Origin of the sequence: Streptomyces sp. JJ36 (assembly GCF_021696945.1) — a bacterium.
GTDB lineage: Bacteria > Actinomycetota > Actinomycetes > Streptomycetales > Streptomycetaceae > Streptomyces.
Genome location: NZ_JACYHE010000044.1, coordinates 25,548 through 47,659, shown reverse-complemented (window position 1 = coordinate 47,659; position 22,112 = coordinate 25,548). Strand labels below are relative to the sequence as shown.

The following is a 22,112-nucleotide window of genomic DNA, read 5'->3' as shown; positions in this document are numbered from 1 at the left end:
CGCGCGTCCTGCTCCGCAGGAACGACGCACGCCGCTACGCGGCGTCAAAAACATTGCTCCGCAATGTTTTTGAGCAATCCCTTCGGGATTGCCTGCAATTCGCTCCGCGAATTGCGCGTGAATTGCTCCGCAATTCACAAAGCCCGGCCCCAGGGGGGTGGCTGAAAACACGTCGGCAAACTGCGGTAGTGGGCTGCTAAGGTGCAAACGGGCGGGCTAGGAGTGGGGGTGACGACCGGAGTCAGTCACCGTGAAGTGAGCTTGAGGAAACATATTGTCCGCCCCCCTCTTGACGGGTTGACAGGTGGGAGGCGGAGGGCCAATCTGACCAGTAATTGTGTCCCCCGGGGGGTTGATGCATCACGGGTAGACTTTGGGAAACCTCGTAGGCACCCCTCGACGGCCACCCAAGACGACCCCGCTCGTAAAGGAGAATCACGCGGTGAACAACGGCACTGATTCCGCCGGGTCATTCATCCTCCGGCCGCATCAGAAAGAGGCTGTGGCGGCAATTCTGCGCGGGCTTTCCGACGTGGGCGACGGGGAGGCGCGGGGCACAGTGGTGATGGCAACCGGCACCGGCAAGACCATCACGGCCGCGGCCGCCGCGCACCAGCTCGTGCCGCACGGCCGGTGCGGCGTGCTAGTGCCGACGCTGGATCTGCTGGCGCAGACGGCGGAGGCGTGGCGGCGTGCCGGGCACCGAGGCCGGATGGCCGCCGTGTGCTCCCTTGAGGACGATCCGCTGCTGGAAGCGCTGGACGTGCAGTGCACCACTGACCCGGCGCAGCTGGCGCGTTGGGCAGCCGGGTGCGGGCCCGTGGTGGTGCTGGCGACGTACGCCTCCCTGGTGCCGCAGAGTGCCCGGGAAGAGGCTGGGGAGGACGCTGCGGCGCGGCGTGGGGTGCTGGAGCGTGCCGTGCGTGGTGAGGGCTTCTCAGGCCCGTCTCTGCCGGTTTTCGACCTCCTGATCGTGGACGAGGCGCACCGTACGTCGGGTGATCTGGGGAAGTCGTGGGCGGCGGCGCTGTGTCAGGGGCGGGTGCCGGCGGTGCGCAGGTTGTTCATGACGGCGACGCCGCGGTTGTGGGAGGCCCCGCCGGCGAGCGGCGGTGAGGGTCGGTTGGTGGCGTCGATGGACGACGAGGCGCTGTACGGGCGGGTGCTGTTCGAACTGGGGTTGATGGAGGCCGTGGAGCGGGGGCTGCTGGCGCGGTGGGAGATCGATGTGCTGGAGATCACGGATCCTCAGGCGCCGGGCCCGGACGAGGACGTGGAGGGCGTGGAGGAGGCGCAGGGGAGGCGTCTGGCTGCGCTGCAGGCCGCGCTGCTCACGCACCTGGACGGCGTCAGCGGCCGGTCCCTGCTGACATTCCACTCCACGACTCTGGCCGCGATGGCGATGGCCCGTTCCCTGCCTGGCACGGCCGCCGAGCTTCACTCCGGTGATTCGGCCCGGTATCCGGCCCGGGTCGGCGCCGACTGGCTCTCCGGGGAGCACCCCGCCACGCATCGGCGGGAGGTGCTGGGACGCTTCGCGGGCGGCATTACCGAAGACGGGTGGGTCGCCGACGCGCAGATCCTGGCCTCGTGTCAGGTCCTCGCCGAAGGCGTCGACATTCGCGGACAGGCCGGGGTCGACGGTGTCGTCCTGGCTGATGCCCGTTCCTCGCCGGTGCAGATCGTGCAGATCCTCGGCCGCGCCCTGCGCCAGGAGCCCGGTGAGGGGAAGGTCGCCCGCATCATCGTTCCCGTCTACCTCGCCCCCGGAGAACGGCCCGACGCCATGATGACCTCCGGCGCCTACCGGCCGCTGGTCCAGGTTCTCCAAGGCCTGCGGGCCCACGACGAGCGGATCGTCCAGCGGCTCATGCTCGCCACCACCACCGCGTCGGGGGAACCGAGCAACGTCCTCGAGCTCGACCCCGGCACACCGGAGCCCACCGCGGCCGGCCACACGAAGGACGGCAGGACCGACGACCGCGACCAAGAGCACGACCAGGAGCAGCAGGACGAACAGGAGCGGGAGGAGCGGGAAGAGTCGGTGACGGGGGTTCCGCTGTTGCGGTTCTCCCAGCCACGCGACCCGGCCGCCATCGCGCGCTGGCTGCGCACCCGCGTGATCCAGCCCGACAGCGAGGTCTGGCTCACCGGCTACGAAGCCCTGCGCCAGTGGGTCGACCAGCATGGCGACGCCAACGTGCCCACCGGCGCCGCCGTCGACCTGGACGAGCGCGAGGGGTATCCGGTCGGGCAGTGGGTCAGCGAGCAGCGGCGCGCCCTGGCCGGCGGGGCACTGCGCCCGCACCGCTACCAGCTCCTGGACGAACTCGGCATGATCTGGGATGTCGCCGACGCACGCTTTACCAACGGTCTCACCGCAGCCCGCGCGTATTTCGAGGAATTCAGCACCCTGGCGGCCCCGCGCGATGCCGTGGTCGACGGATTCCCGGTCGGGCAATGGCTGGAGAATCTCCGGAAAGGCGTCATGGCCGTGACAGAGAAGAGGGATTCCGCACTGCGCGAAATCGACCCCTACTGGAACCCGGCATGGCCCGTCTCCTGGCAGCGCCGTTACGCGGCCCTCGCCTACCTCCTCCAGGAGGAGGAGGGTGTGCCGGAGGTTCCGCCCGGGGTGAGGGTGCACGGGACCGACGTCGGCACCTGGCTCCACCGGCAGACCACCCCCGTCGGGTGGGCGCAGCTCGCAGCCGGACAGCGCCAGCTGCTGGAACAACTCGGCATCCAAGTTCCGGAGGAGACCGGGACCGGCACGCAGCGCGGGAAGCAGCCGGCCCCCGTCCCCGGCCTGGAGGGCCTGGACGCCTTCGAACGCGGCCTCGCAGCATGCAAGCAGTACCTCGCCCGCGAGGGGCACCTGACCGTCCCCCGCGGGCACGAGGAGATGTTGCATCCCGCCGGAACCGACGGCACACCGGTGACCGTCCGGCCGGGGGTGTTCCTGAGTAACCAGAAGGCACGCCGTGCCCGGCTCACCCCCGCCCGACGTCAAGCCCTCGCCGAACTCGGACTCGACTGGGCACGATGAGTTCCCCGTCTGACGCCCATGAACCCGGGGCGGGTGGCCGCGCGCGGCGCGGCTGGCCGGCACCGACCCGGACTGCAACGTGCCCTGGGTTCTGGACAGGCAACGCGCCTACATCAGGGGGCGGGTCTTCCTCGTGGGCGCGGCGGCATTGGAGAGCTGCAGCCGGGAGTGAGGGTCGACGGCGAAGACATCGGTCGCTGGCTCCAGCGCCAGGGAGAACGCTGGAGCGAGCTCACAGCAGCGCAGCAGGAGCGGCTGAGCGGTTGGGGTGTACGTCCTGCGCCAAGGCCACATGAGGCCGCACAGAGTCGCGGAGCAGTCCCTGGTGGTGCGCGGGCGGCGGCGTTCGACCGCGCCATCGCGGCGCTGCGCCAGTGCCGCGAACGTACCGGCCGGGCGAGGCCGCCCAGGGCCCGCACAGACCGGGTCGAGTACGAAGGCCAGGAGCACGATGTTCGGCTGGGCGTCTGGATCTCGTGCGTTCCAGGCGTTCGGGCTTGACCGAGGAGCAGCAGGGCGTCCTGGACGGGCTCGGGGTGGAGGGGCGCCGGGTGGTTGCGGTGCGGGGCCCCGGTGAAGAGCCAGGGCTCCGCTGTTCACATCGGGGGGATGTACGCGGTTCAACGAGCCAGAATGTCTTCAGCCATTGGAAGGTGGGAAGGGCGTCAACGCACAGAGTTTTGGTCCGGGGCGGCGGTACCAGCCGTCCTCGCCACGAACCTTTCCTGGCGAGCCTTCGGGCGGCGCGAGGACGTCAAGATCCCGCCGTTCGCAGCGACGTCCTCGCACCAGCGGCCTGCGACGCCGTCGGGCTGGCCAGCGAACTGCGCCGATCGCTCCTAGCGGACAGCGCCCTCGGTGTGACCACGATAGTCGTTCGTCCACCAGGGAAGCCTCACTTCACTGCGGTCACCGACGGCTACGGCCACGCCGCTGTCCCCGACTACGCTCGCCGCCCGCCGCGCTTCCTCGCGTCCACCGCTGAGATCCCACCGGCCGCGAGCACGGAAAGCCTGCGCGAGGTCGCTCACGACCTGAGTGCCGGCATCCTCAGGCGAGCCAGGCTGTCGCCGAAGGCGACGGGAGGCGCTAGCACGGCCTCGGACTCGCCCGGGCGGAGGGGCAGCGGGGGAGGCCTGTCAGGTGGCGGCCGGGGGCCTTGGGGCTGTTGGGGCGCTGCGGCTTACGGGCCTACGATCAGCGGCATGTCACCCGACGCCGCTGTGTCCTCGGTATGGCCGGTCCTGCACTACGACGACACCAGGGCGGCGCTGCGCTTTCTGGTGGACGTGCTGGGCTTCGCGGAGGTGGTCGCCGCGCCGGATGAGCATGGCGGGATCGGGCACGCCGAGCTGCGCTGGCCTGGCGGTGGTGCGCTGGTGTTCGGTTCGACCCGGCACACGGACGGTGTGCACGGGGGGATGCGGGCGGGGACCAGCGCGGTCTACGTGGTGAGCGACAAGGTGGACGCGGTGCACCGGCGAGTGGTCGACGCGGGTGGTGACGTTCTCGAACCGCCGCATGAGGCCCGGTTCGGGTCGGGTGCCACGGCGTATGTGTGCACGGTGCGGGATCCGGAGGGCAACCTGTGGACCTTCGGCACCTACCGCGGCCCTGCACCGGCGTAGGCCGCCCGGAGGGAGGCCCCAAGCCCCTGTCGGCGGGGCCCTGGGGCACCTGCCGGAGCACCAGCGGGAACTGGTGCTGCTGCGGGTGGCGTACAGCGCGTCCTGACGGCGGCCACCTCCGGCACATGGGGTGGTCAGCCCGCGTCCTGGGAGGGGCGCCCAACCGGGCGGACACGGTCGCCGGCTGCGCGGCGCCGCTGCGCTCACCGGCCTGCCGAGGCGGGCCGCGAAGGCCTGGGCGGGGGACGCCCCGGGGCGGAATCGGCCAGTGATCGCTGGATCACCAGGCCGGCACCGCACTCCCCCAAGGCGATGGCTCTCGGTTTGTCACATGGGGGACGTCCGGTCTGGGGGTGTTCCTGAGCAGCCAGAAGGCGGGGCGGGCGGTCGCTGGGCTCGGGCAGGAGCGGCGGCGGGCACCGGCCCGGTCCCGGCGGGGCGTGGCGGGTCAGGTGACCGCTGCAGGTGCGGCCCGCTCTCGTCCATGGAGGGGGGTGGGAGAGGTGAGAGGCGGTGATGGGGGCCCGGCGGTGACCGGCCGCAGGCGATGGTGCACCTTCGTGTGCGGGGGTGAGAGCAGGGGGCTGCGGCCAGCTGCCGCGCTCCGCCTTGAGGCGTCCAGGTGCAGGGGCGGGGTGCCGGGGCGGGGTGCTGGTTCAGCGGGAGAGCAGCCCGGCCACGACGGGCGGCGCGCTGGGCCCGGGGTGGTCAGCCGGGCTTCGTCGGTGTGGGCGATGTCCATCTCGCCGGCGTTGACCAGGGCCTTACGCCGTCCGCAACGCCGTCGTCCGTCTGATCCGCCCTTGCGAGATCCGCCCCGGCTCCTCCGCCGGACCGGTCTGCTTCGTCCGGTACGACCTGGAGAGCGAGGCGTCTGTCAGGTACGTTCCTGGGTCTTCCAGAATCGCCGGCACCTTCGGTAGCCGTTTCCCTCTGGCCAAGGACACCGACCACGTCTTTGACTTGCTGGAACACGGCAATGGTGAGGTGAAGGGACACTGACGTGCGTGCACGGGGTATCAACTACGACACGGGGTTCCTTCCCGGAGAGGAACTCTCCCGCAAGAGCTTCCTCCCTGAGATGGTCCAGCGCGACATGGCGGTGCTTTCCGGGGATCTGGGCTGTGACGCCGTTCGTGTCTCCGGGCGCGAGCCTGAGCGGTTGAGTATCGCGGCGCGGCACGCTGCGGCCGTTGGCCTTGAGGTCTGGTTCGCCCCGTTTCCCGTGGATCTTCCTGCCGGTGGGTTGCTCCCGTTCTTCGCCGACTGCGCCCGTCGGGCCGATGCCGTACGGGAGGCCGGCGCCGAGGTGGTGTTCGTTGCCGGCTGCGAGATCAGCGCGTTCTGTGGCGGTTTCCTCCCGGGCGGGACCTACGGCGACCGCCTGCGGGCCATGGCTGCCGCCGACAGGGAATGGTGGTCCTCCCTCGGTCCGGTTCAGGGGCGCCTCAACGACTTCCTCGCCCAGGTCGCCGTGACCGTCCGCACGCACTTCGGCGGGCGCATCACGTACGCCTCCGGTCCCTGGGAGTTCGTCGACTGGCGTCCATTCGACCTCGTCGGCATCGATGCCTACCGGGCCGCCTACAACGCCGGCGGCTTCCGGGACGAGTTGCGTGGGCATCTCGCCCACGGCAAGCCCGTCGCGGTGACCGAGTACGGAACCTGTGCATACCGGGGCGCGGGAGAGCGCGGCGGCATGGCCTGGCAGGTGCCGCATGGCGCGGTACCGGACGAGGAAGAGCAGGTGCGCTACTTCACCGAACTGCTGGACATCTTCGAGGAGGAAGGCGTGGACACCGCGCTCTGGTTCACCTTCGCCGGTTACAGCAGGCCCGGGGAGCAGGATCTTGGCTCCTACGGCGTTGTCCGGATGCTCGACGAGACCCGCTGGGAACCGAAGAAGGTGTTCCACACGATGGCGGCCCGGTACCGACGTGGGTGAAGCGCCAGGCCCCGGCCCCTGGCGGCACCTGCTGTGCAGCGCAGAGCCTCTTCCCACAACTGCCGCAACGGTGGTCCGCAGCGGCGGAGCGCCTTGGGCTCTCAGCCGGCGGGAGCGGGAAAGAGCAGTGGGGCGGGACCACCAGGGGCGCCCGCCCCTGGTGAACAGCTGCACGGCTACGCCGGCCGTGACGGCCCCGGGGCACCACCTGTGCCCCGGACCGTCACGCCGGCCGGGCCTGCAGCAGCGCCCTGATCTCCGCGATACCGGTCTGCGTCCCGGCTACGCCGGCCTTGAGCTCCTTCACGTCGTCGGAGAGCTTCTCCAGGTTCCTGGTGTGACTGGCCGGCACCACACCGTGCGCCTGCTGCACGCTGATGAACCTCGTCCAGCTTCGCGTTCCCGATCCGGGCCGCCTCCTGGGCGATCACATCCTCGCTGACGTTGTGCACCTCCCCGGTGCCTGTCCCGGTTCTGGTCCCTCACGCCCCGGCCGGCCCAGCGAACGACGCCGGGAGCCGCGATACCGCCTGAGGCCGTTTCCGTCTGACCTGCACCGAGCCGCGGCCGCGTCTGCGGCACCGGCCAAGGGCGGAGAAGGGGTGGCCAGCGGATGACCCCGTAGGTGGTCGCCCGCCTGCACGGGCCTCGGTTACGGCAGGCGCCACGAGCGGATGCGGTCCGCGGCGCCGTAGGCGTCGGCGTGGCCGGTGCCGATGTCGCGGACGAGGTCGATCAGCGCCCCGTTGGACGCGTCCAGGGCCCGGCCGGCGGCGTCCCCGTGCAGCGACGGCCGCGGCGGCCGCGAACAGGGCGTGGCGGGCCGGGAGCGGCGCGGGCCGCACGAGGGTGGGCCAGGGCCGGGCAGCCCTCGCGAGGGGGGTCTCGCGCGTGAGCCCGGTCCGCGCCGGGCGGCGGGGACCGGGCGGGGGGCCCGCCCCGCATGCCCGGGGGGCGGGGTGCGGGGCGGGCGCAGGTCCTTGCGCCGGGCAGCGGTGCGCTTCGGCTGCCCGGCTCTGTGCAGGGGTGTGTGGCGGGGGGTCCCTGCCAGCTGAAGACGCGGTCCCGGGTGTTCGCCTCGCCGGGGGCGAGGGTGGAGGCCCAGGCGCGGCAGCTGGTGTCGTGGGAGAAGCTTCAGGACTCGTCGTCGTTGTTGCACACAGAGCGCGCGGGGCCGCCTTCGACCGGGTCGCAGTGGTGGCGTCGGGGGTTGTTGTAGACCCTCATGGTTCCGGTGTAGTTCTCCCCCGGACCAGAAGCACACCTACCCTTCCGGGCACTTCTCCGAGGGCACGGCGGCGGCCGTACCGGCAGTGGGACCGGTCAGGGCCACGGCCGCCAGGACGAACACGGTGGCCGCCAGACGGCTCACACGAGAAGCAGACATGAGAGGTATCCCTTCCGAGGTGCGGGGCTCCCGGCCGGCCGCAGCGCGGTGGGCGTGAAGCGCAGGCAGCCAGCGGTCATGTCTCCCCGGGCCGGGTCCAGGCGCCAGGCCAGGATTGTGAGGGGCCAGGAGACGGCGGCCGGGCGGCCTGGGCCGGCCGCGATGCCGGCGAGGAGCTGGGGCCGGGTGGCCCAGGGCGTAGGGGTCGGCGGTCAGGGGGTGCGCCAGGTGCTCGACCGGGCCGCCGACGCCGGGCCGCAGCGCGGCGAGTAGCGGCGGGCCGGTCCGGCGCGGCGAGTAGCAGCGGGTCGGTGAGGGGCAGCCGGGGGTGAGGGAGTACGTCGGGGTGGGCGGCGGGAAGTCGGGGGCGTGGTGGTGCGGGGCGGGCAGGCGGGTGCCGATGGCGGCTTGGCGGCGCCCGCGGCCAGGGTGGCGTCGAGGAGGCTGAGGACGTCCTCGGGCATGGTGCCGGCGGTGCGGGCCGGGCAGGCGGCGTAGTCGGGCAGGCAGCCCGGGGCGCGTACGGGTTCTGTCGGCGGCGGGCCGTCCCTCTCCTGCCCGCTTGCTGAGTGTTCGGTGGGGCGGATGAGGGCGGCGGGCTGCGGTGGGCCGGGGTGCCGTGCAGTCTCCTCGCCGAGGTCCGCAGTCCCGGCAGGCCGGCGCCAGGCCTCCGCGTGTAGCTCGAGCAGGGCGTCGCCGGGCGAAGCGGCGCACCGCCTCTTCGTTCCGCACCTTGCCTGCTGCCTTCACCGGCTCGCCTGCGGTGTGGCGGGCGTGGGGTGGTGCAGTCGGAGGGCGGGGGCGACGGCGTGGGAAAGGCTGGGGCCGGGCAGGGGGGTGGCCGCCGCAGCCGCGTTGAGGTGGAAGGCCTGTCAGGACGGGTCCGCCGAGTGCGGCCGGGGCCGCGGGCACGTCCGTGGTCCGAGCGGCCGGCGCGGTGGCCACCAGGCGGTTCACGACCGCCGCCGACGCCTCGGCGCCCGCGTCCCCGGCTGTGGCCGGCGTGTGGGCTGCGGTCAGGGGGCTGTGTGCGTCGGCGAGTTCGGCCGGATCCTGCACCTCGATGCCGGCGGGCGCGGGTGACCGGCTCCAGTCGCACAGCGGGTCCGTGGGTCGGGCGGGCCTTCGGGCTGAAGGGCGGCGCGGCGCGTGCAGCGCCGGGCTCCCGGGCGGTGCTGCAATCTCTTTGGGCAGCAGGGGAGATCCGTCCCACGCTCGCGGTCAGGGCGCGAGCGGGTCCCGGTGCCCGTCCGCCCGCTCGCCGGCCTCGGGAAGGAGATTCGTCGACGGCGCGGCGGGCCGGGGGGCTGGCCGAGCGCCGTCCGTCCTGCGCGCGGCCGGTCTCCGTGCCGCCGACCGGCCGCGCGCCGGTCGCGGCGTCTTTGACCATGCCGTAGCCGGCCGGTGCGGCCGCCTCGGGCGGGAGTTTGTCGTCGAGTTGTGCTGTTCAGCGTGCGCGTAGTCCGTCCACGACGCGTGCTGCGGCCTTCGTGGCGAAGTCGGGCTCGGTGGTGTTGAGCGTGGCTGCTGCTCGTCCGAGTACGGCGAGCAGGATGGCTCCCATGGCGGCGTTGGCGGCGTCGGCGATGTCGGTGGCGTCGAGGCTGGGCTGGGGGGTGTCGCCGAGTGTGCCGGCGTTCAGGCCTTCCTGGAGTATCCGGCGTAGGTGCGCGCCGATGACAGCGTCGTTGGCGGCGAGCACCTCGTGCATGCGCCCGCCCGCGCCGGCGGCGGTGAGTAGACCGGTGCACACGAAGGGGCGGGTGCCCAGGTAGCTGCACATCGCGGTGAGTACGGCGCGCAGCCGGTCGGGGGCGGGCAGTGCTTCGTCGTCGGCAGCCGCCATGAGCTGCCCGCCTTCGCGTACGTGTGCGGCCAGGATGAACGCCAGGAGGTCCTCCCGCCCGGCGAAGTAGTAGTAGAGGGTCGCCCGGGCCACTCCCACCAGCCGGGCGGCCTCGGTCAGCTGCGGAGGGTCTTCTGTGCGTAGCAGCTCCGCGCTGGCGTTCAAGAGCCGGTCGGTCAGGTCCGGGGGTGGCGTTCTCATGGGTTCCACGCTACCACTTGGCATGGACCGGCGTTTGTACTAGCGTCCAAACCATGATTCAGCATTATGGGCCGTGGGCCCTCGTCACCGGCGCCTCCTCCGGGATCGGGCGCGCGTTCGCCGAGCACCTCGCCGCGCAGGGCCTGCACGTCGTGCTCGTCGCCCGCCGCGGTGACCTGCTCCACGAGCTGGGCCGGCGGCTGTCCGCCGAACACGGCGTCTCCCATCGGGTGGTGGTGACCGACCTGTCCCTGCCCGCCGGGGCCTCCGCCGTCGTCGAGGCTGTCGCCGACCTTGACGTGGGCCTGCTGGTGTCCAACGCCGGCAGCGCCCGGCCCGGGGCATTCCTCGACACCGACCCCGTCGACCTGCAGCGGGCGTTCACGCTGCACGCGAGCACCCCTATGGTGCTCACCCGTGCCCTCGGGCCCCGCATGGTCGCGCGGGGCCGGGGCGGCATCGTGCTGACCTCGGCCAGCGGTGGACGCCACGGCATGCCGTGGATGGCGCACATCGGCGCGGCGAAAGCCTACGTCCTGCACCTCGGTGAGGCGCTGCACGAGGAGCTGGCGCCGGCGGGGGTGCACGTCACCGTGCTCGTCCCGGCCAACGTCGACACCCCGATCGTCGACGCGATCGGCCTGGACCGTAAGGACCTGCCCGGCCCGCTGCAGCCCCCTGCCCTGGCGGTGCGCCGAGCCCTGCGCGCGCTCCGGGCCGGCCGGCCGGTGATCATTCCCGGGCCGGTGATCTCCGCGCTGCTCAAAGCGATCCCCCGCCGGATGTCCGTCCGGCTGAACGGTCGGCTGATGGAGAAGGCGGCCCGGGTCCACGCAGCACGCGAGGCCCAGGCCCGGCCGACGGGCCCGGCCGCATGAACGCACGTGCCGAGGGGGCAGACGGCAGCGACGCCCTGCCGGTCCCGCCGCACCGCAGACGCGTGCTGGTGACCGGCGCCACCGGCTTCCTCGGCCGCGCCATCATCACCGCGCTCGCCACCCGGGCCGACGTCGACCTCGTCGCCGCCTGCCGCCGCCCCGAACGCCTACCAGCAGGGATGACCGGTGAAGTGCGCGCCGGTGACCTGCGCGACGCCGACTACCGGGCGGCCGTGGTCGACGGCATCGACGTGATCTGCCACGCCGGCACCTGGGGCGCCTTCTGGGGCCACGCCGAGCAGGAGCGCCGGGAGTTCTTCCAACCCACCCGCGACCTCCTCGACCGGGCGATCAGCAGCGGCGTACACCGTTTCATCCAGACCAGCACCGTCGCCGTCGCCGCCCGGCCCACCGGCGACCAGCCCGTCGACGACTTCGCACCCACCCGCCGCACCGGCTTCTGGCCCCACCTGGACCTGCTGATCGACCTCGACGCGCACATGCGCCGCCACAGCGGCCGCGGCACCCAGATGGTCACCATGCGCCTCGGCCACTTCGCCGGCGCCGGCAACGCCCTCGGCATGGTGCCCGCCCTGGTACCCCGGCTGCGCACCCGGCTGGTGCCCTGGCTCGCCGGTGGCCGCGCCCGGCTGCCGCTGGTCGCCGACACCGACCTCGGCGAGGCGTTCGCCCTGGCCGCCACCGCCGAGCACCTCGACGACTACGAATCGTTCAACATCGTCGGCCCGACCGTGCCCACCGCCCGCGAGGTGATCGAGTTCATCGCCGACGAGACCGGAAGCCCCCGGCCGGCGTTCAGCGTTCCGTACACCGCCGGCTACGCCTTCGCCTGGCTGATGGAGACGTTGCACCCCGTCCTGCCCGGACCGGCACCGTTCCTGACCCGCTCCCTGGTCCACGTCTCCGAGAACTGGAACTGCCGCAACGATCACGCCACCCGCACTCTCGGCTACACACCCCGCAAACACTGGCGCACCGCCGTACGCGCATCACTCGCCGCCGGCAAGGCCCACGGCCACCCGTGGCCCCGCCTGGCCCCACAGACCTGAACCACCGGCAGAAAAGACCCCCTCATACACACAATCCACACCGGGCAACGCACCGAGGCGCTCGAACCCACCGCCGTCACCTCGCCACCAGCGCAAAGCGCACGCCCGCATCCGCAGCGAGAAAGAACACCCGCTGAAGCGAACAGCGACCGGCAAAGCAGCGTGACATCTGCGACAGCACCGGCAACACCGGCGCCATGACCGTTGATCACAAGGCTCTCCAGACCGGCTGGAAACACCACTCGTGACCACAACGCCCCCGCCCAGGTGAACCTCACCGACCTACCGGACATCCATCTCTCAGCAACACTGGAATTCCCGGAGCACAACGAGCTGGGGCTCGCCTTTCAACTCCCTGGCCGATCTCGGCGACAACCTCCGCCCCCCCCTTTCCGCCCAGGAAAGTCCCGAAAGGGGCGGCAGACCGTCCCTCCCACCTCCGGCACGCCCCCGGCCCGGCCCCCACCCGGCCCCGCCGCGGGTCCGCGCCGAAGGGGGGCCGCGCAGCAGGGCCGGATGCCGGAATGGCTCCGGGGCGTGTGAAGACGTTCTGCGGTGAGGACCCGGAGAGGGCCGCACTTCTTCGGGTACCGGCCGCTTCGCGGCCCGCAGAGCAGGATGGTCCTGGGCCGGCGCCCGGGAGGCGGCCGGGCCGTGCGCGCCCGGGCAGCGCCGCGGGGATGAGCCGATGGGGGACGCCCCCGGCATCTCACCCCGGCGGCACCGCCGGGCCAGGCCCTCGCCGGGACCACCGGTCAGTGGGCCTGCCCGGCCACGTAGTCCCCCGCCGGCCGCCGGGTGATGATGTTCAGGCGGTTCGCCGTGTTCATGAAGGCCACCAGTATCACCAGGGCGGCGAGTTGCTCCTCGTCGTAGTGCGCGGCGGCCCGCGCCCACACCTCGTCGCTGACCCCGTCACCCGCGTCGGTGACCCGGGTCCCCTGCTCCGCCGGCTCCGGTGCGGCACGCTCGGCCCCGGTGAAGACCGTGGCCTCCCGCCACGCCGCGACGAGGTTCAGCCGCACCGGGCTCTCGCCGGCCGCGGCGGCTCCTCGGTGTGCAGGCCGAAGGCGGCGCAGCCGCCTGTCTGGCTCACGCGCAGCGCCACCAGCTCCTGTGTCGCGGCGGGCAGGGGCGTGTCCTTGAGTTCCTTGCCGGCGGACATGAAGTGGCTGAGGATCCTGCCGGCGGCCGGCTGGGCCAGGTAGTCCAGTCGCGCGTCCATGACGGGTTCCTCCCCCGGCCCCGGTGGCCTCGGTGGCCACCGCCACCCCGGGACGAGACAGCCCCGCGTTTGGTGACACGACGGCGGGTGTGACCCACCTCTCCCCGCCGCCCGGGAGTGATGGCGTCACAGGCCGGGCCGCTGTCTCGTCCCAGGGATGCGGGCGTACCCAGATCAAGGAGCTGATGATGAACCTCGCGCTGTGGATCGCCGCCGGGCTGCTGGCCGCCGTCTGTCTGCTCGGGAGTGCCAAGATGTTCGTGCCCCGGGAGACGATGGCCGGCATGGGCACCTCCGCCCGGTGGGTGGAGGACTTCAGCCCCGGCGCACTCAAGGCCCTCGGTGCCGCGGAACTCCTGGCCGCGCTGGGCCTGGTGGCCCCCGCCGTGCTCGACATCGCGCCGGTCCTGGTGCCGCTGGCCGCCACGGGCCTGGTGCTGCTGTTCACCGGTGCGGTGACCATGCGGCTCCGCCGTGGCGAGAGCGCGACGACCGCCCCCGACCTGGTCTATCTCACCCTGGCCGTCTTCGTCGCATGGGGCCGCTTCGGCCCCCAGTCCTTCACCGGCTGACTCCATACCAGACGGCCCAGCCACCGGGCCGCAAAACCGGAAGACCGGGAAACCGGGAAACCGGGAGAAGCGCATGCCATCCGCAGCCGGCCCAGCCGCACCCGGACGACACCGACGTGTCGTAACCGATGGCCAGACGCTCTGTCGAGGACCGGGCCGCCCCGGCCGCCTGTGCCGACCGCCCCGGCCCGGCGGCCGGCACCACGCCCGGCAACCCGGAGCGCTCGCGCCACAACCCGGGGCCTGCCCGCCGGCCCCCGCGCCAAAACGGGAGGCGCGCAGCCGGGGAGCGCGGCAGGGGGCGCCTGCACCGCAATACAGGCCCCCCGCTTGCGCCGCCCACACCGCCGGCCCTGTACCCGGGGCGAGGCATCCGGCGGCTGTCGGCGAGCTCCGGCCCAAGCACCACACCCGGGCGGGTGGCGGGCCAGGCCGGGCCGGTGGCCCAAGCGGCCCAGGCCCGATGGCGAAATGCGGGGCCGGTGGCGGTCAGCCGAGGGCGTGGAAGGGGACGGGGCAGTCGTCGAGCTGGCCGAACTGGTCGCCGGTTTGGAAGCCGGCATGGTCGGTGGCGACGGCGGCAACGTGGACGTTGTCGTTGACCCTCCAACCGGCCCCGGTCACGGTGGCGGTCACGACCGGCGGAGCGCCGAAGGGATACTGCAAGGGGACACGGTCAGTGCCCTTGCGGGTCTTCTCGCTCCAGAAAGCACCGCTGCCGCCGGTGCCGGTGCCCACTGCGTCGACGGCGCCATAGACGGCGCGTGCCCGTTGCACCGGGCTGTGCGCCGGTGCGGAAGGATTACCGCCGGAGCCAGGGCCGGGAGTGCCGGCGATGCGGGTGAGGAAGAGGACCTGCCCGTAGTCGCTGCGCAGTCAGATACGGCGGGTTGCCGGCGACGCCCTGCAGAGGGTAGTCGTCGAACTCGTGTCCGCCGGGGTCGACGGTGACCAGGCGCGTTCGATGCACTGCGAGGAAGCGGCACGGCACACGCCGGGTGTGCGCCCACAGGGAGCGCCACGACTGTTCCTGCCTCCTCAAGGCCGCCGCGCACCGGAACCAAGTGCGGCTACGGACGCCCCGGCGCCCCCCGGGAGGTTGACAGGATCAACGGCCTCATTCCGCACCATCGGGCCCCGCAAGGACGGGACGGACCCTCCGTCCTGCCCGAGCGGCCCGTGCATCTCCCGCACGCAACCGCCTGCCAAGCCGCCCACCTGGCGCGAGGCCGCTACCGGAGTCACCGCGGGAATCTGGCCACCACGGTCCCGGCTGGCCGCCGTTTCTGCAGCGCACGGCCGGCCTGGTGGGCACCCTCCGCCGCGGTGGCCCCGGCACACTCCGTCCGGCGCCGCGGCCGCGTGGGCAGCGCCCCCGGCCGGGGCCGCACGCCTGACGGCCCCCGCCCGGGCCGGGCGGCACCCGGCGGCACGACCGGGAAAGCCCCCACCAGCACGGTGCCCCCGGCGACCGTACTCGCCGTCCTCGCCGGCCCGTGCCGCAGTGGCGTGTGGCCCCCGGCCGGGCCTGCCGCCCGTCCGGAGCCCGGGCACGTCCGGGCCTGGCTCAGGCCGCCCCGGGCCCCCGGGCAGGTCACCCGCGGCCGCCTCGCGCAGCGCCTCCAGCAGGCCGCGCGCAGCCGGCTGCTGAAGGGCGGTCTCCCGCACGGCCGCCGCGATGAGCCGTACCGGTTCGGGGTTGCGGACCGGGCGTACGACGACGCCGGGGTGCCGGCTGCGCAGCCCCAGCCTCGGCATCAGACCGACTCCGAGACCGGCGGCGACGAAGCCCTGCGCAGTGGCGTAGTCCTCGCTTTGGATGACGACGTCAGGGCTGAAGCCGGCCGCCGCACAAGCGTCGGTCACCGGTTCCAGGCAGGGTCCGGGCGGCTCACTGCCGACCCACTGCTCTCCGGACAGTTCGTTCAGGTCGATGACCTCTTCACCCGCGAGCGGGTGCCCGAGGGGCAGTACGGCGGCGTAAGGGTCCTTGAGAAGACCGACGAGGCGGAAGCCGTCGCCGACGCGGTCACGCGCCTGGACGACCACGGCCAGATCGGCCCGGTCCTGCACCGCCTCCCAGGACGGGTCCCCGGGATCGGCGAGTTCCAGGTCGACGCGCACACCGGGGTGTGCGGCCCGGAACCGGGCCAGGGCGGGAGCCACCAATGTGGAGCCCGCCGTGGCGAAGTAACGGACCGACAAGCTGCCGGTGCGTCCGGCGCGGAGGTCGGCGAGAGCGGTTTCCGCGCGGGCGACCGCTGCGCTGATCAGAGCGGCGTGTTCGGTGAGCAGCAGCCCGGCCGCGGTGGGCCGCACGCCGCGGCCGACCCGTTCGAGGAGAGCGGTACCGGCCTGTTTCTCCAGCGCCGCCACCTGCTGGCTGACGGCGGACGGTGTGTAGCCGAGGTGGGCAGCGGCGGCGGTGACGGTGCCGCTGGTGACCACCGCGCGCAGGACCTGCAGTCGCCTCACATCCAGCATGCAGCAGAGCTTAACGGACCTGGTAGGAGTATTTGCTTGTCCTCAAATGTTTGGGCGGGGCACCCTTCTGAGGGCCCGGGGCGGAGCGGGCCGCCGTGCCGGGGCGGAAGGGACCACCTGCCGCTCACCGGACCGCGTGCCTGGGCCGGCGCGTGCCGAGGTGAATCGAGGAGAGCATCGTGAACGGCGGTACACGGAGTCTGCGGGGCGGATTGCGGGTGGCCGTACTGGCCCTGCTGTGGGGCTCGACCTTCCTGTGGACCGAGCTGGCGTTGCGCGGGTTCTCCCCGCTCCAGGTCACGTTCGTCCGCTGCGTCCTCGGCGCACTCGCCCTGACCGTCGCCTGCCACGCGACGGGGCGGCACCTGCCCCGGAGCGTCACCGTCTGGCGCCGCATCGTCGTCGCGGCCTTCTTCTGCAACGCGCTTCCGTTCGCGTTGTTCAGCCTGGGCCAGCAGACCGTCGGCTCCGGCCTCGCCGGAGTCCTGAACGCGACCACCCCGCTGTGGGCGCTCGCCATCAATCTCGTCCTCGGCACAGAGCGCGGCCTGCGCCCGGCCCGCCTCGCGGGCCTCCTGCTCGGCTTCGCCGGCACACTCGTCATCCTCGCCCCTTGGCAGTCGGCCGGGGCCACCGGCTGGGGCGCCCTGGCCATCCTCGGCGCAGCCACCAGCTACGCCGTCGCGTTCACCTACATGCAACGCGCCCTGGCCGGCCAGGGCACACCCACGATCTCGCTGTCCGCCGCTCAGCTCATCGCCGCGAGTGCCCTGACCGCCCTCGCAATGCCGGCCGGCGGCCTGGAGCCGATCGATCCCGGCCCGGCGGCCCTGAGCGCGGCCGTCGTGCTCGGCCTGCTGTGCACCGCGGCCACCTTCCACCTCACCTACCGGGTCATCAACGACGAAGGCGCCACCAACGCCGCCGCGGTCGGCTACCTGCTGCCCGTGACCTCCGTTCTCCTCGGCACGGTCCTCCTGGGCGAGAGCCTGAACGTCCGCGTCGTGCTGGGCATGGCCGTCATCCTCACAGCAGTCGCGATGACGCGGCGGCACCCGGCACCCGCCACCACCACGACACCCGCCGGCGAACAGACGGTGGAGAGCCCGTCCACGCCCACCAGGCAAACGGCGCCACCGAAAACCGGCCCCGCGAAGCCGGCCACGTCCAACACGGCCACAAGGGACGGGGCCACCCGGCACCCAGCCCCGGAACAGACATGACAACCTCCGGCCGACAACCGAACCACCCCGGGATCGGTGGAGGCTCGCGCCAGCAGGACTCTGCGGGCTGCACCCGGACCGGTACGGGCTGCGGGTTTTCCCGGGGCGGGGCCCCGGTACGGGCGGGGATGCCGCCCTCCGGCGCGGCGCCGGCTCGGCGGGCGGGCACCGGCTGTCAGGCGCACCCGGTCGGGCGACCGGGTGCGCCTGACAGCACGGGGAATGGCCCGGTACGGGCTGCGGCTTCCCCCCGACCCGGCTCACCGTTCGCCTCGCGAGCGGCGGCTTCGCGCAGCCGGCGAGCTCGGCCACCGGCCATGCGGCGGGGCCGGGGGGACGGCCGGGCTTCGGCCGGCCGCTCGGGGCCGGATGGTGCTCTGCTGGGAGGTAAGGCGGCCCCTGGCCACACGCCGGTGGGTGTCCAGCGCCGTGTCCACGCGCCACGGGCCGCCTCCGGCGGTGCGGCGCAAAGCGCAGTGCGGCGGCCTGCGCGTGCGGGCCACCGAGGACCAGGACACGGTGCCCGGCCAGCGGCCCGGAGACCGGCCTGGTGCGACGCGGGGGCGGTACGGTCGTGGCAGCCGCGGGCGTGGCGTAGGGGCTCCGGCGGTCAGCCGTGGGCGGTCTCCAGCGCCGTCCCGGCCATGAGGCGTGACTGGACGCGGCAGACGAGGTCCTGAGCGGTGGCCGGCCGGCGGGACCACCGCGCCAGGGACGTCGCCGCGGTATCCGCCAGCGCCTGGGCCAGCACCTGGTGCGGCTCGGGGAGGTGACCGGCCCGGGTACGGAGCAGACTGACCGCACCGATCCCCCGGTGACGCACAGTGAGGGGGACGACGTACAGCGCTCGGAACCCGGCGCCCTCTGCGGCGGGCCCCAGCCCGGGCCAGCGCTCCCCCTCCCGGGCGAGGTCGGGCAGGCTCAGCGCGTGCCGGGTGCGGCAGGCCTCCTGGCACGGGCCGGGGCCGAGTCTCAGCCGCTGCAGCTCCAGGAAGTCAGGTCCGTCCTGGGACGCCGCCACGGTCCGCAGGTAGCCGCGCGCGTCGGCCAATATCACTCCGGCGGCCTCGGCATCCAGCAGTTCCACACAGGCCCTGGCAAGACGGCCGAAGAGGAGAAGCGGGTCGAACTCCTCGGACACCGTGTCCACCAGGCCCACAAACGCTCGGGCAACGTGCTGTTCGCGCCTCATGGTCGTCTCCTGCCCACAGGCACGCCCCCAAGCGTCCCCCCTTCGGGTGAGCGGATCCGGGGGGGGGTGGTCAGTCGCGGCGGGCGGTGAGCAGGAGACAGGGGGCGCGGAGGTGGAGGGTGCCGTCGGTGGCTTCGCTGCGGAAGGTGAGCAGCGCGGCCAGCCCGGCGCGGGCCTGCTGCCAGCGTCCGGTGGCCTCCAGCGCGGAGCGGTGGGTGCGCAGCGGGCCCGGTTTGTTCTCGAAGACGCGGACGGCGTGGGGAAGACGGAGGGGTAGCGGACGTCGACGTGGGCGGTGCGGGTGTGGTGGGTGGCGGGGAGCGGGCCGAACCATGCGGCCAGGTGGGCCGGGTCTCCCCAGCGGGTGGGCGGCGCAGCGGTGGGCGGGTGGTCGAGGTGGCGGGTGACGGTGGGGGCGATACGGCCCATGACGCCGTCGGGAGTCCAGGAGGCGACGGCGAGCACGCCACCGGGGCGGGTGACCCGGACCAGTTCGGCCGCTGCGCGGGCGGGGTCGGGAGCGAACATCACACCGAAGGTGGGCAGGACGACATCGAACGTCCCGGCCCGGAACGGCAGCGCGAGGGCGTTCGCGGCGAGGAACCGCACCGCGCCCGGGAGGCGGCGGTCCTGCTGCCGGGCACGGTCGGCGGCGAGGCGCAGCATGCCCTGTTCGAGGTCGAGACCCACGGTGTCCGCTCCGGCCGCGGCGGCGGCCAGGGCGGCGGGGCCGGTGCCGGTGCCGACGTCCAGCACCCGGGGCCGCGGTCCCCCGGACCGCCGGTGCCGGGCGAGGGCGGCGGCGGTCACGTCCTGCGCGGCGTGGGACCAGGCGGCGCCGGCGGCGGCGTAGTCGGCTCCCTCGCCACCGGACCAGGCGGCGCTCATTCCTCGCCCCCGCGGAAGGCGTGGAGGGTGACGCCGTGCACGGCCAGTCGTTCGGGCAGGTCGGCCAGTTGCGGCAGCTCCTCGATGTGCCGGACACCGGCGGGCAGGCTGCCGGCCAGCGCCAGGCGCGTGGCGTGGGCCGCGACCAGGCCGCTGATCCGGCTCTGTCCGCGGCCGGTGAGGGCGTAGGCGGCGTGCCGGCTACCGCGCCGGGCGTCGGCGCGGACGGCGAACGCGTCGCCACCGACGTGGGTCCGCCGCAGCACGGACGTCGCCGCCCGCCGCAGCGCCGGGCGGCGGACGGCGGGGCGTAGGGCGAACAGGAGGCCGGTGGCGGCGCGGGAGTCCAGGCACAGCCGGGTGGTGACCTCCGGCACGCCGAGCGTGCCGGGCAGGGTGTACTGGTCCGGGAAGGGGAACGGGTGGGCCTTCCGGCGGCCGTGGCCCGGCAGCGGGAGGCGGCGCGGGCAGGCGGTGCCGTGGGGAGCGGCCAGCGCGTCGACGGTCCAGCGCACCGCGTCGGCGCCGTGCCGCTCACCCGCGCCCAGCAGGACGGTCAGCTCCAGGCGTTCGGCACCGCCGACGGCGTCGTGCGCCCGGCGGGCGAGGAGGTTCGTCAGGCCCGGAGCGACCCCGGCGCTGAGCACCGCCGGGGTGCCGGTGGTGGCTGCCAGGTCGTCCAGCCGGGACACGTCCGCCAGCAGGGCTGGGTCGGCGTTGACGTCGACGAGGCACGTGCCGCGTTCCAGGCATGCCCTGGCCGGCCCGGCGTCCGGTGGCTGGACGCACAGCACGACCGCCCGGACGTCGCCCAGGTCCGTCAGCACCCGCCGGAAGCGGTCGGTGTCGGTGACGTCCACACGGACGCCGCGGCTCCGGCCGGCGGTCAGGACCCGGCCGGGGAACCAGCGGTCCAGCGCGGCGGCCGCGGCCGAGCCGACGGCCCCGTGGCCGCCCACGACCAGGACCCGGCCGTTCGTTGTCGTCATGCTCCAGTGAATATCACTGTAGTGTGACTACAGTCAAAGACCGACGAGGGAGAACCCGGAGGGAGCCACCGTGACCGCTCGCCTGTCCCGCGCCGAGAAGACCCGCCGGACCCGGCAGCGCATGCTGGAGGCCGCGGCCCGTCTGTTCCCGGAGCGCGGCTGGAAGGGCACCACCGTGGAGGACATCGCCCGCACCGCCGGGGTGGGCGTGCAGACGGTCTACTTCACCTTCGGCACCAAACGGGCGGTGCTGACCGAGGTGCTGGACACCGTCATCGCCGGCGACGCCGACCCGGTCGCCACCCTCGACCGCCCCTGGGCGCGCGCCGTCGTCGCCGAACCCGAACCGGCGGTCCAGCTCACCCGCCAGGCCGCCGGCGCCCGCGCCGTCCTGGAGCGCGCCGCCCCAGTGCTGGAGGTCGTCCGGGGGGCCGCCGGCGCCGATCCGGACATGGCCGAGCTGTGGCGTACCAACCAGCGGCAGCGGCACACCGTCCAGCTCCGCTTCGCCGAAGCCCTCGTCCGGAAGACCGGCGGCGGGCTGCGCGACGGCCACGACGCCGCCTCCGCCGCCGATGTCGCCCTGACCCTGCTCGGCCCCGAGACCTACGGTCTGCTGGTCACCGCTCAGGGCTGGCCGGCGGCCCGCTGGCAGCAGTGGGCCGCCGACGCCCTCACCCGCCAGCTCCTTCCGTAGCCGGCCCCGGCCCCGGCGGGCCGGCGGCTCCATGCCGTCCGCTCCTTCCGTGCGCCGTGGACACCGCGCGGCTCATCCCCGGCCGGGGGCGAACCAGTCGCCGTGGGAGGACCGCCGGGATCCGGGCTCGTCAGGAGAACCGGACGGCCACTGGGGTCCCGGGGCAGGCGTGCCCGGCCCTGCCGGCGGTTGCCCGTGTTCCGGGGGCGGCGGCGCCGGTTGCTGCGGAGGCCGGGGGCGGCCTGCCTCCGGCTGAGGGTGGTGGCGGCCGCTGATGTGCAGCGCCTGCTGGGCCGAACGCTGCACTTCTGCGGCGGCGTGACGTGCCTCGGCGGCGACGTCGCCGTGCTCGTCGACGAGGCTGTCGTAGATGGGTGCTCCGGTGCCGGGGTCGGATGCCATGGTGGGGTGATTCCTCTCGTGTCAGGGAACGGGAGACCGGCCGGCCGCGGTCCGGACCCGGCCGGAGCCCCTGGGGAGGGCTCCGGCGCGCAGCGCGGCGGAGCGGCGGAAGGGTGCCCTCGGTGGTGCACCCCCGGAGACCTCCTTCGGGGTTCTGCGGTCCTCCGCAAGGGCCCGCATTTCTTTCTGCGCCATGGGGAACGGAATCCGTCACGCGTTCCTGTGACTCTCGTGTGGAACAGCCGTGATATTTCCCGTCAGGGGTTCGCCGTCGCGCACGTAACGCCTCCGGCGCGCATTCCGCAGAGTGCCGTGTGAGCCGGGCACGGGGCCGCCCGAAAACACGGTGGAGCCCGGTGGAATCCGTGTGCAGGAGTGCGGTGTACGCCGCCGTGAGCGTCCTGCCACACGACCCGTCCCCCCACGAGAGAGGAAC

At 73.4% G+C, this 22,112-nt stretch carries 14 protein-coding genes and 2 pseudogenes; 8 read left to right on the top strand and 8 right to left on the bottom strand.

Going from position 1 to position 22,112, the window contains the following annotated elements:
* The first annotated feature begins 442 nt into the window (after positions 1–442).
* From HOY81_RS17340 to HOY81_RS17330, 3 genes are all read left to right on the top strand, one after another.
* Entirely contained in the window at positions 443–3,049 is a 2,607-nt protein-coding gene (locus tag HOY81_RS17340; RefSeq protein WP_237321340.1) for a DEAD/DEAH box helicase, read from the top strand.
* A 1,205-nt stretch (positions 3,050–4,254) separates the two neighbouring features.
* The gene (locus tag HOY81_RS17335; RefSeq protein ID WP_237321339.1) at positions 4,255–4,677 is read left to right on the top strand and encodes a VOC family protein; all 423 of its coding nucleotides are present in this window, start codon (positions 4,255–4,257) and stop codon (positions 4,675–4,677) included.
* Between the two features lie 1,003 nt (positions 4,678–5,680).
* A complete protein-coding gene (locus HOY81_RS17330) occupies positions 5,681–6,622 on the top strand; it encodes a hypothetical protein (protein ID WP_237321338.1) in 942 nt (313 codons plus the stop codon).
* A 223-nt stretch (positions 6,623–6,845) separates the two neighbouring features.
* Here HOY81_RS17330 and HOY81_RS17325 read toward each other — a convergent pair whose 3' ends face one another.
* From HOY81_RS17325 to HOY81_RS17320, 3 genes are all read right to left on the bottom strand, one after another.
* Positions 6,846–6,995: a hypothetical protein gene (locus HOY81_RS17325; RefSeq protein ID WP_237321337.1), complete on the bottom strand. Its 150-nt coding sequence runs from the start codon at positions 6,993–6,995 to the stop codon at positions 6,846–6,848.
* An 891-nt stretch (positions 6,996–7,886) separates the two neighbouring features.
* Positions 7,887–8,009: a hypothetical protein gene (locus HOY81_RS27450; protein ID WP_272892937.1), complete on the bottom strand. Its 123-nt coding sequence runs from the start codon at positions 8,007–8,009 to the stop codon at positions 7,887–7,889.
* 1,447 nt (positions 8,010–9,456) lie between these two features.
* Positions 9,457–10,056: a TetR/AcrR family transcriptional regulator gene (locus HOY81_RS17320; RefSeq protein WP_237321336.1), complete on the bottom strand. Its 600-nt coding sequence runs from the start codon at positions 10,054–10,056 to the stop codon at positions 9,457–9,459.
* A gap of 53 nt (positions 10,057–10,109) precedes the next feature.
* On the opposite strand from HOY81_RS17320, the gene HOY81_RS17315 reads away from it, so the two are divergent.
* Both HOY81_RS17315 and HOY81_RS17310 read left to right on the top strand, forming a co-directional pair.
* Complete coding sequence (locus HOY81_RS17315; protein WP_237321335.1) at positions 10,110–10,934, top strand: SDR family oxidoreductase; 825 nt, start codon at positions 10,110–10,112, stop codon at positions 10,932–10,934.
* A complete protein-coding gene (locus HOY81_RS17310; RefSeq protein ID WP_237321334.1) occupies positions 10,931–12,004 on the top strand; it encodes an NAD(P)-dependent oxidoreductase in 1,074 nt (357 codons plus the stop codon). Before HOY81_RS17315 ends, HOY81_RS17310 begins: the two co-directional genes overlap by 4 nt.
* Positions 12,005–12,759: 755 nt before the next feature.
* Here the strand turns inward: HOY81_RS17310 and HOY81_RS17305 are convergent.
* A pseudogene (locus HOY81_RS17305) lies at positions 12,760–13,229 on the bottom strand (carboxymuconolactone decarboxylase family protein).
* 188 nt (positions 13,230–13,417) lie between these two features.
* Between HOY81_RS17305 and HOY81_RS17300 the strand changes: the two are divergent.
* The gene (locus tag HOY81_RS17300; RefSeq protein WP_237321333.1) at positions 13,418–13,801 is read left to right on the top strand and encodes a DoxX family protein; all 384 of its coding nucleotides are present in this window, start codon (positions 13,418–13,420) and stop codon (positions 13,799–13,801) included.
* 489 nt (positions 13,802–14,290) lie between these two features.
* On the opposite strand, the gene HOY81_RS17295 is transcribed toward HOY81_RS17300, so the two are convergent.
* Positions 14,291–14,467 carry a hypothetical protein gene (locus HOY81_RS17295; RefSeq protein WP_237321332.1) on the bottom strand — a complete coding sequence of 59 codons (177 nt, stop codon included), beginning with the start codon at positions 14,465–14,467 and terminating at the stop codon, positions 14,291–14,293.
* A gap of 912 nt (positions 14,468–15,379) precedes the next feature.
* A pseudogene (locus HOY81_RS17290) lies at positions 15,380–16,285 on the bottom strand (LysR family transcriptional regulator); the annotation flags it as partial.
* Positions 16,286–16,464: 179 nt separating this feature from the next.
* On the opposite strand from HOY81_RS17290, the gene HOY81_RS17285 reads away from it, so the two are divergent.
* Positions 16,465–17,508, top strand: coding sequence for a DMT family transporter (locus tag HOY81_RS17285; RefSeq protein ID WP_237321331.1), 1,044 nt, complete (start codon positions 16,465–16,467; stop codon positions 17,506–17,508).
* A 610-nt stretch (positions 17,509–18,118) separates the two neighbouring features.
* Here HOY81_RS17285 and HOY81_RS17280 read toward each other — a convergent pair.
* Both HOY81_RS17280 and HOY81_RS17275 read right to left on the bottom strand, forming a co-directional pair.
* Complete coding sequence (locus tag HOY81_RS17280; protein WP_237321330.1) at positions 18,119–19,588, bottom strand: methyltransferase domain-containing protein; 1,470 nt, start codon at positions 19,586–19,588, stop codon at positions 18,119–18,121.
* A complete protein-coding gene (locus HOY81_RS17275) occupies positions 19,585–20,577 on the bottom strand; it encodes a saccharopine dehydrogenase (RefSeq protein ID WP_237321329.1) in 993 nt (330 codons plus the stop codon). Before HOY81_RS17275 ends, HOY81_RS17280 begins: the two co-directional genes overlap by 4 nt.
* Before the next feature lie 70 nt (positions 20,578–20,647).
* Here HOY81_RS17275 and HOY81_RS17270 point away from each other — a divergent pair, with 70 nt between their 5' ends.
* On the top strand, positions 20,648–21,274 hold the full coding sequence (locus tag HOY81_RS17270) for a TetR/AcrR family transcriptional regulator (protein ID WP_237321328.1): 627 nt from the start codon (positions 20,648–20,650) through the stop codon (positions 21,272–21,274).
* Positions 21,275–22,112 lie beyond the last annotated feature (838 nt).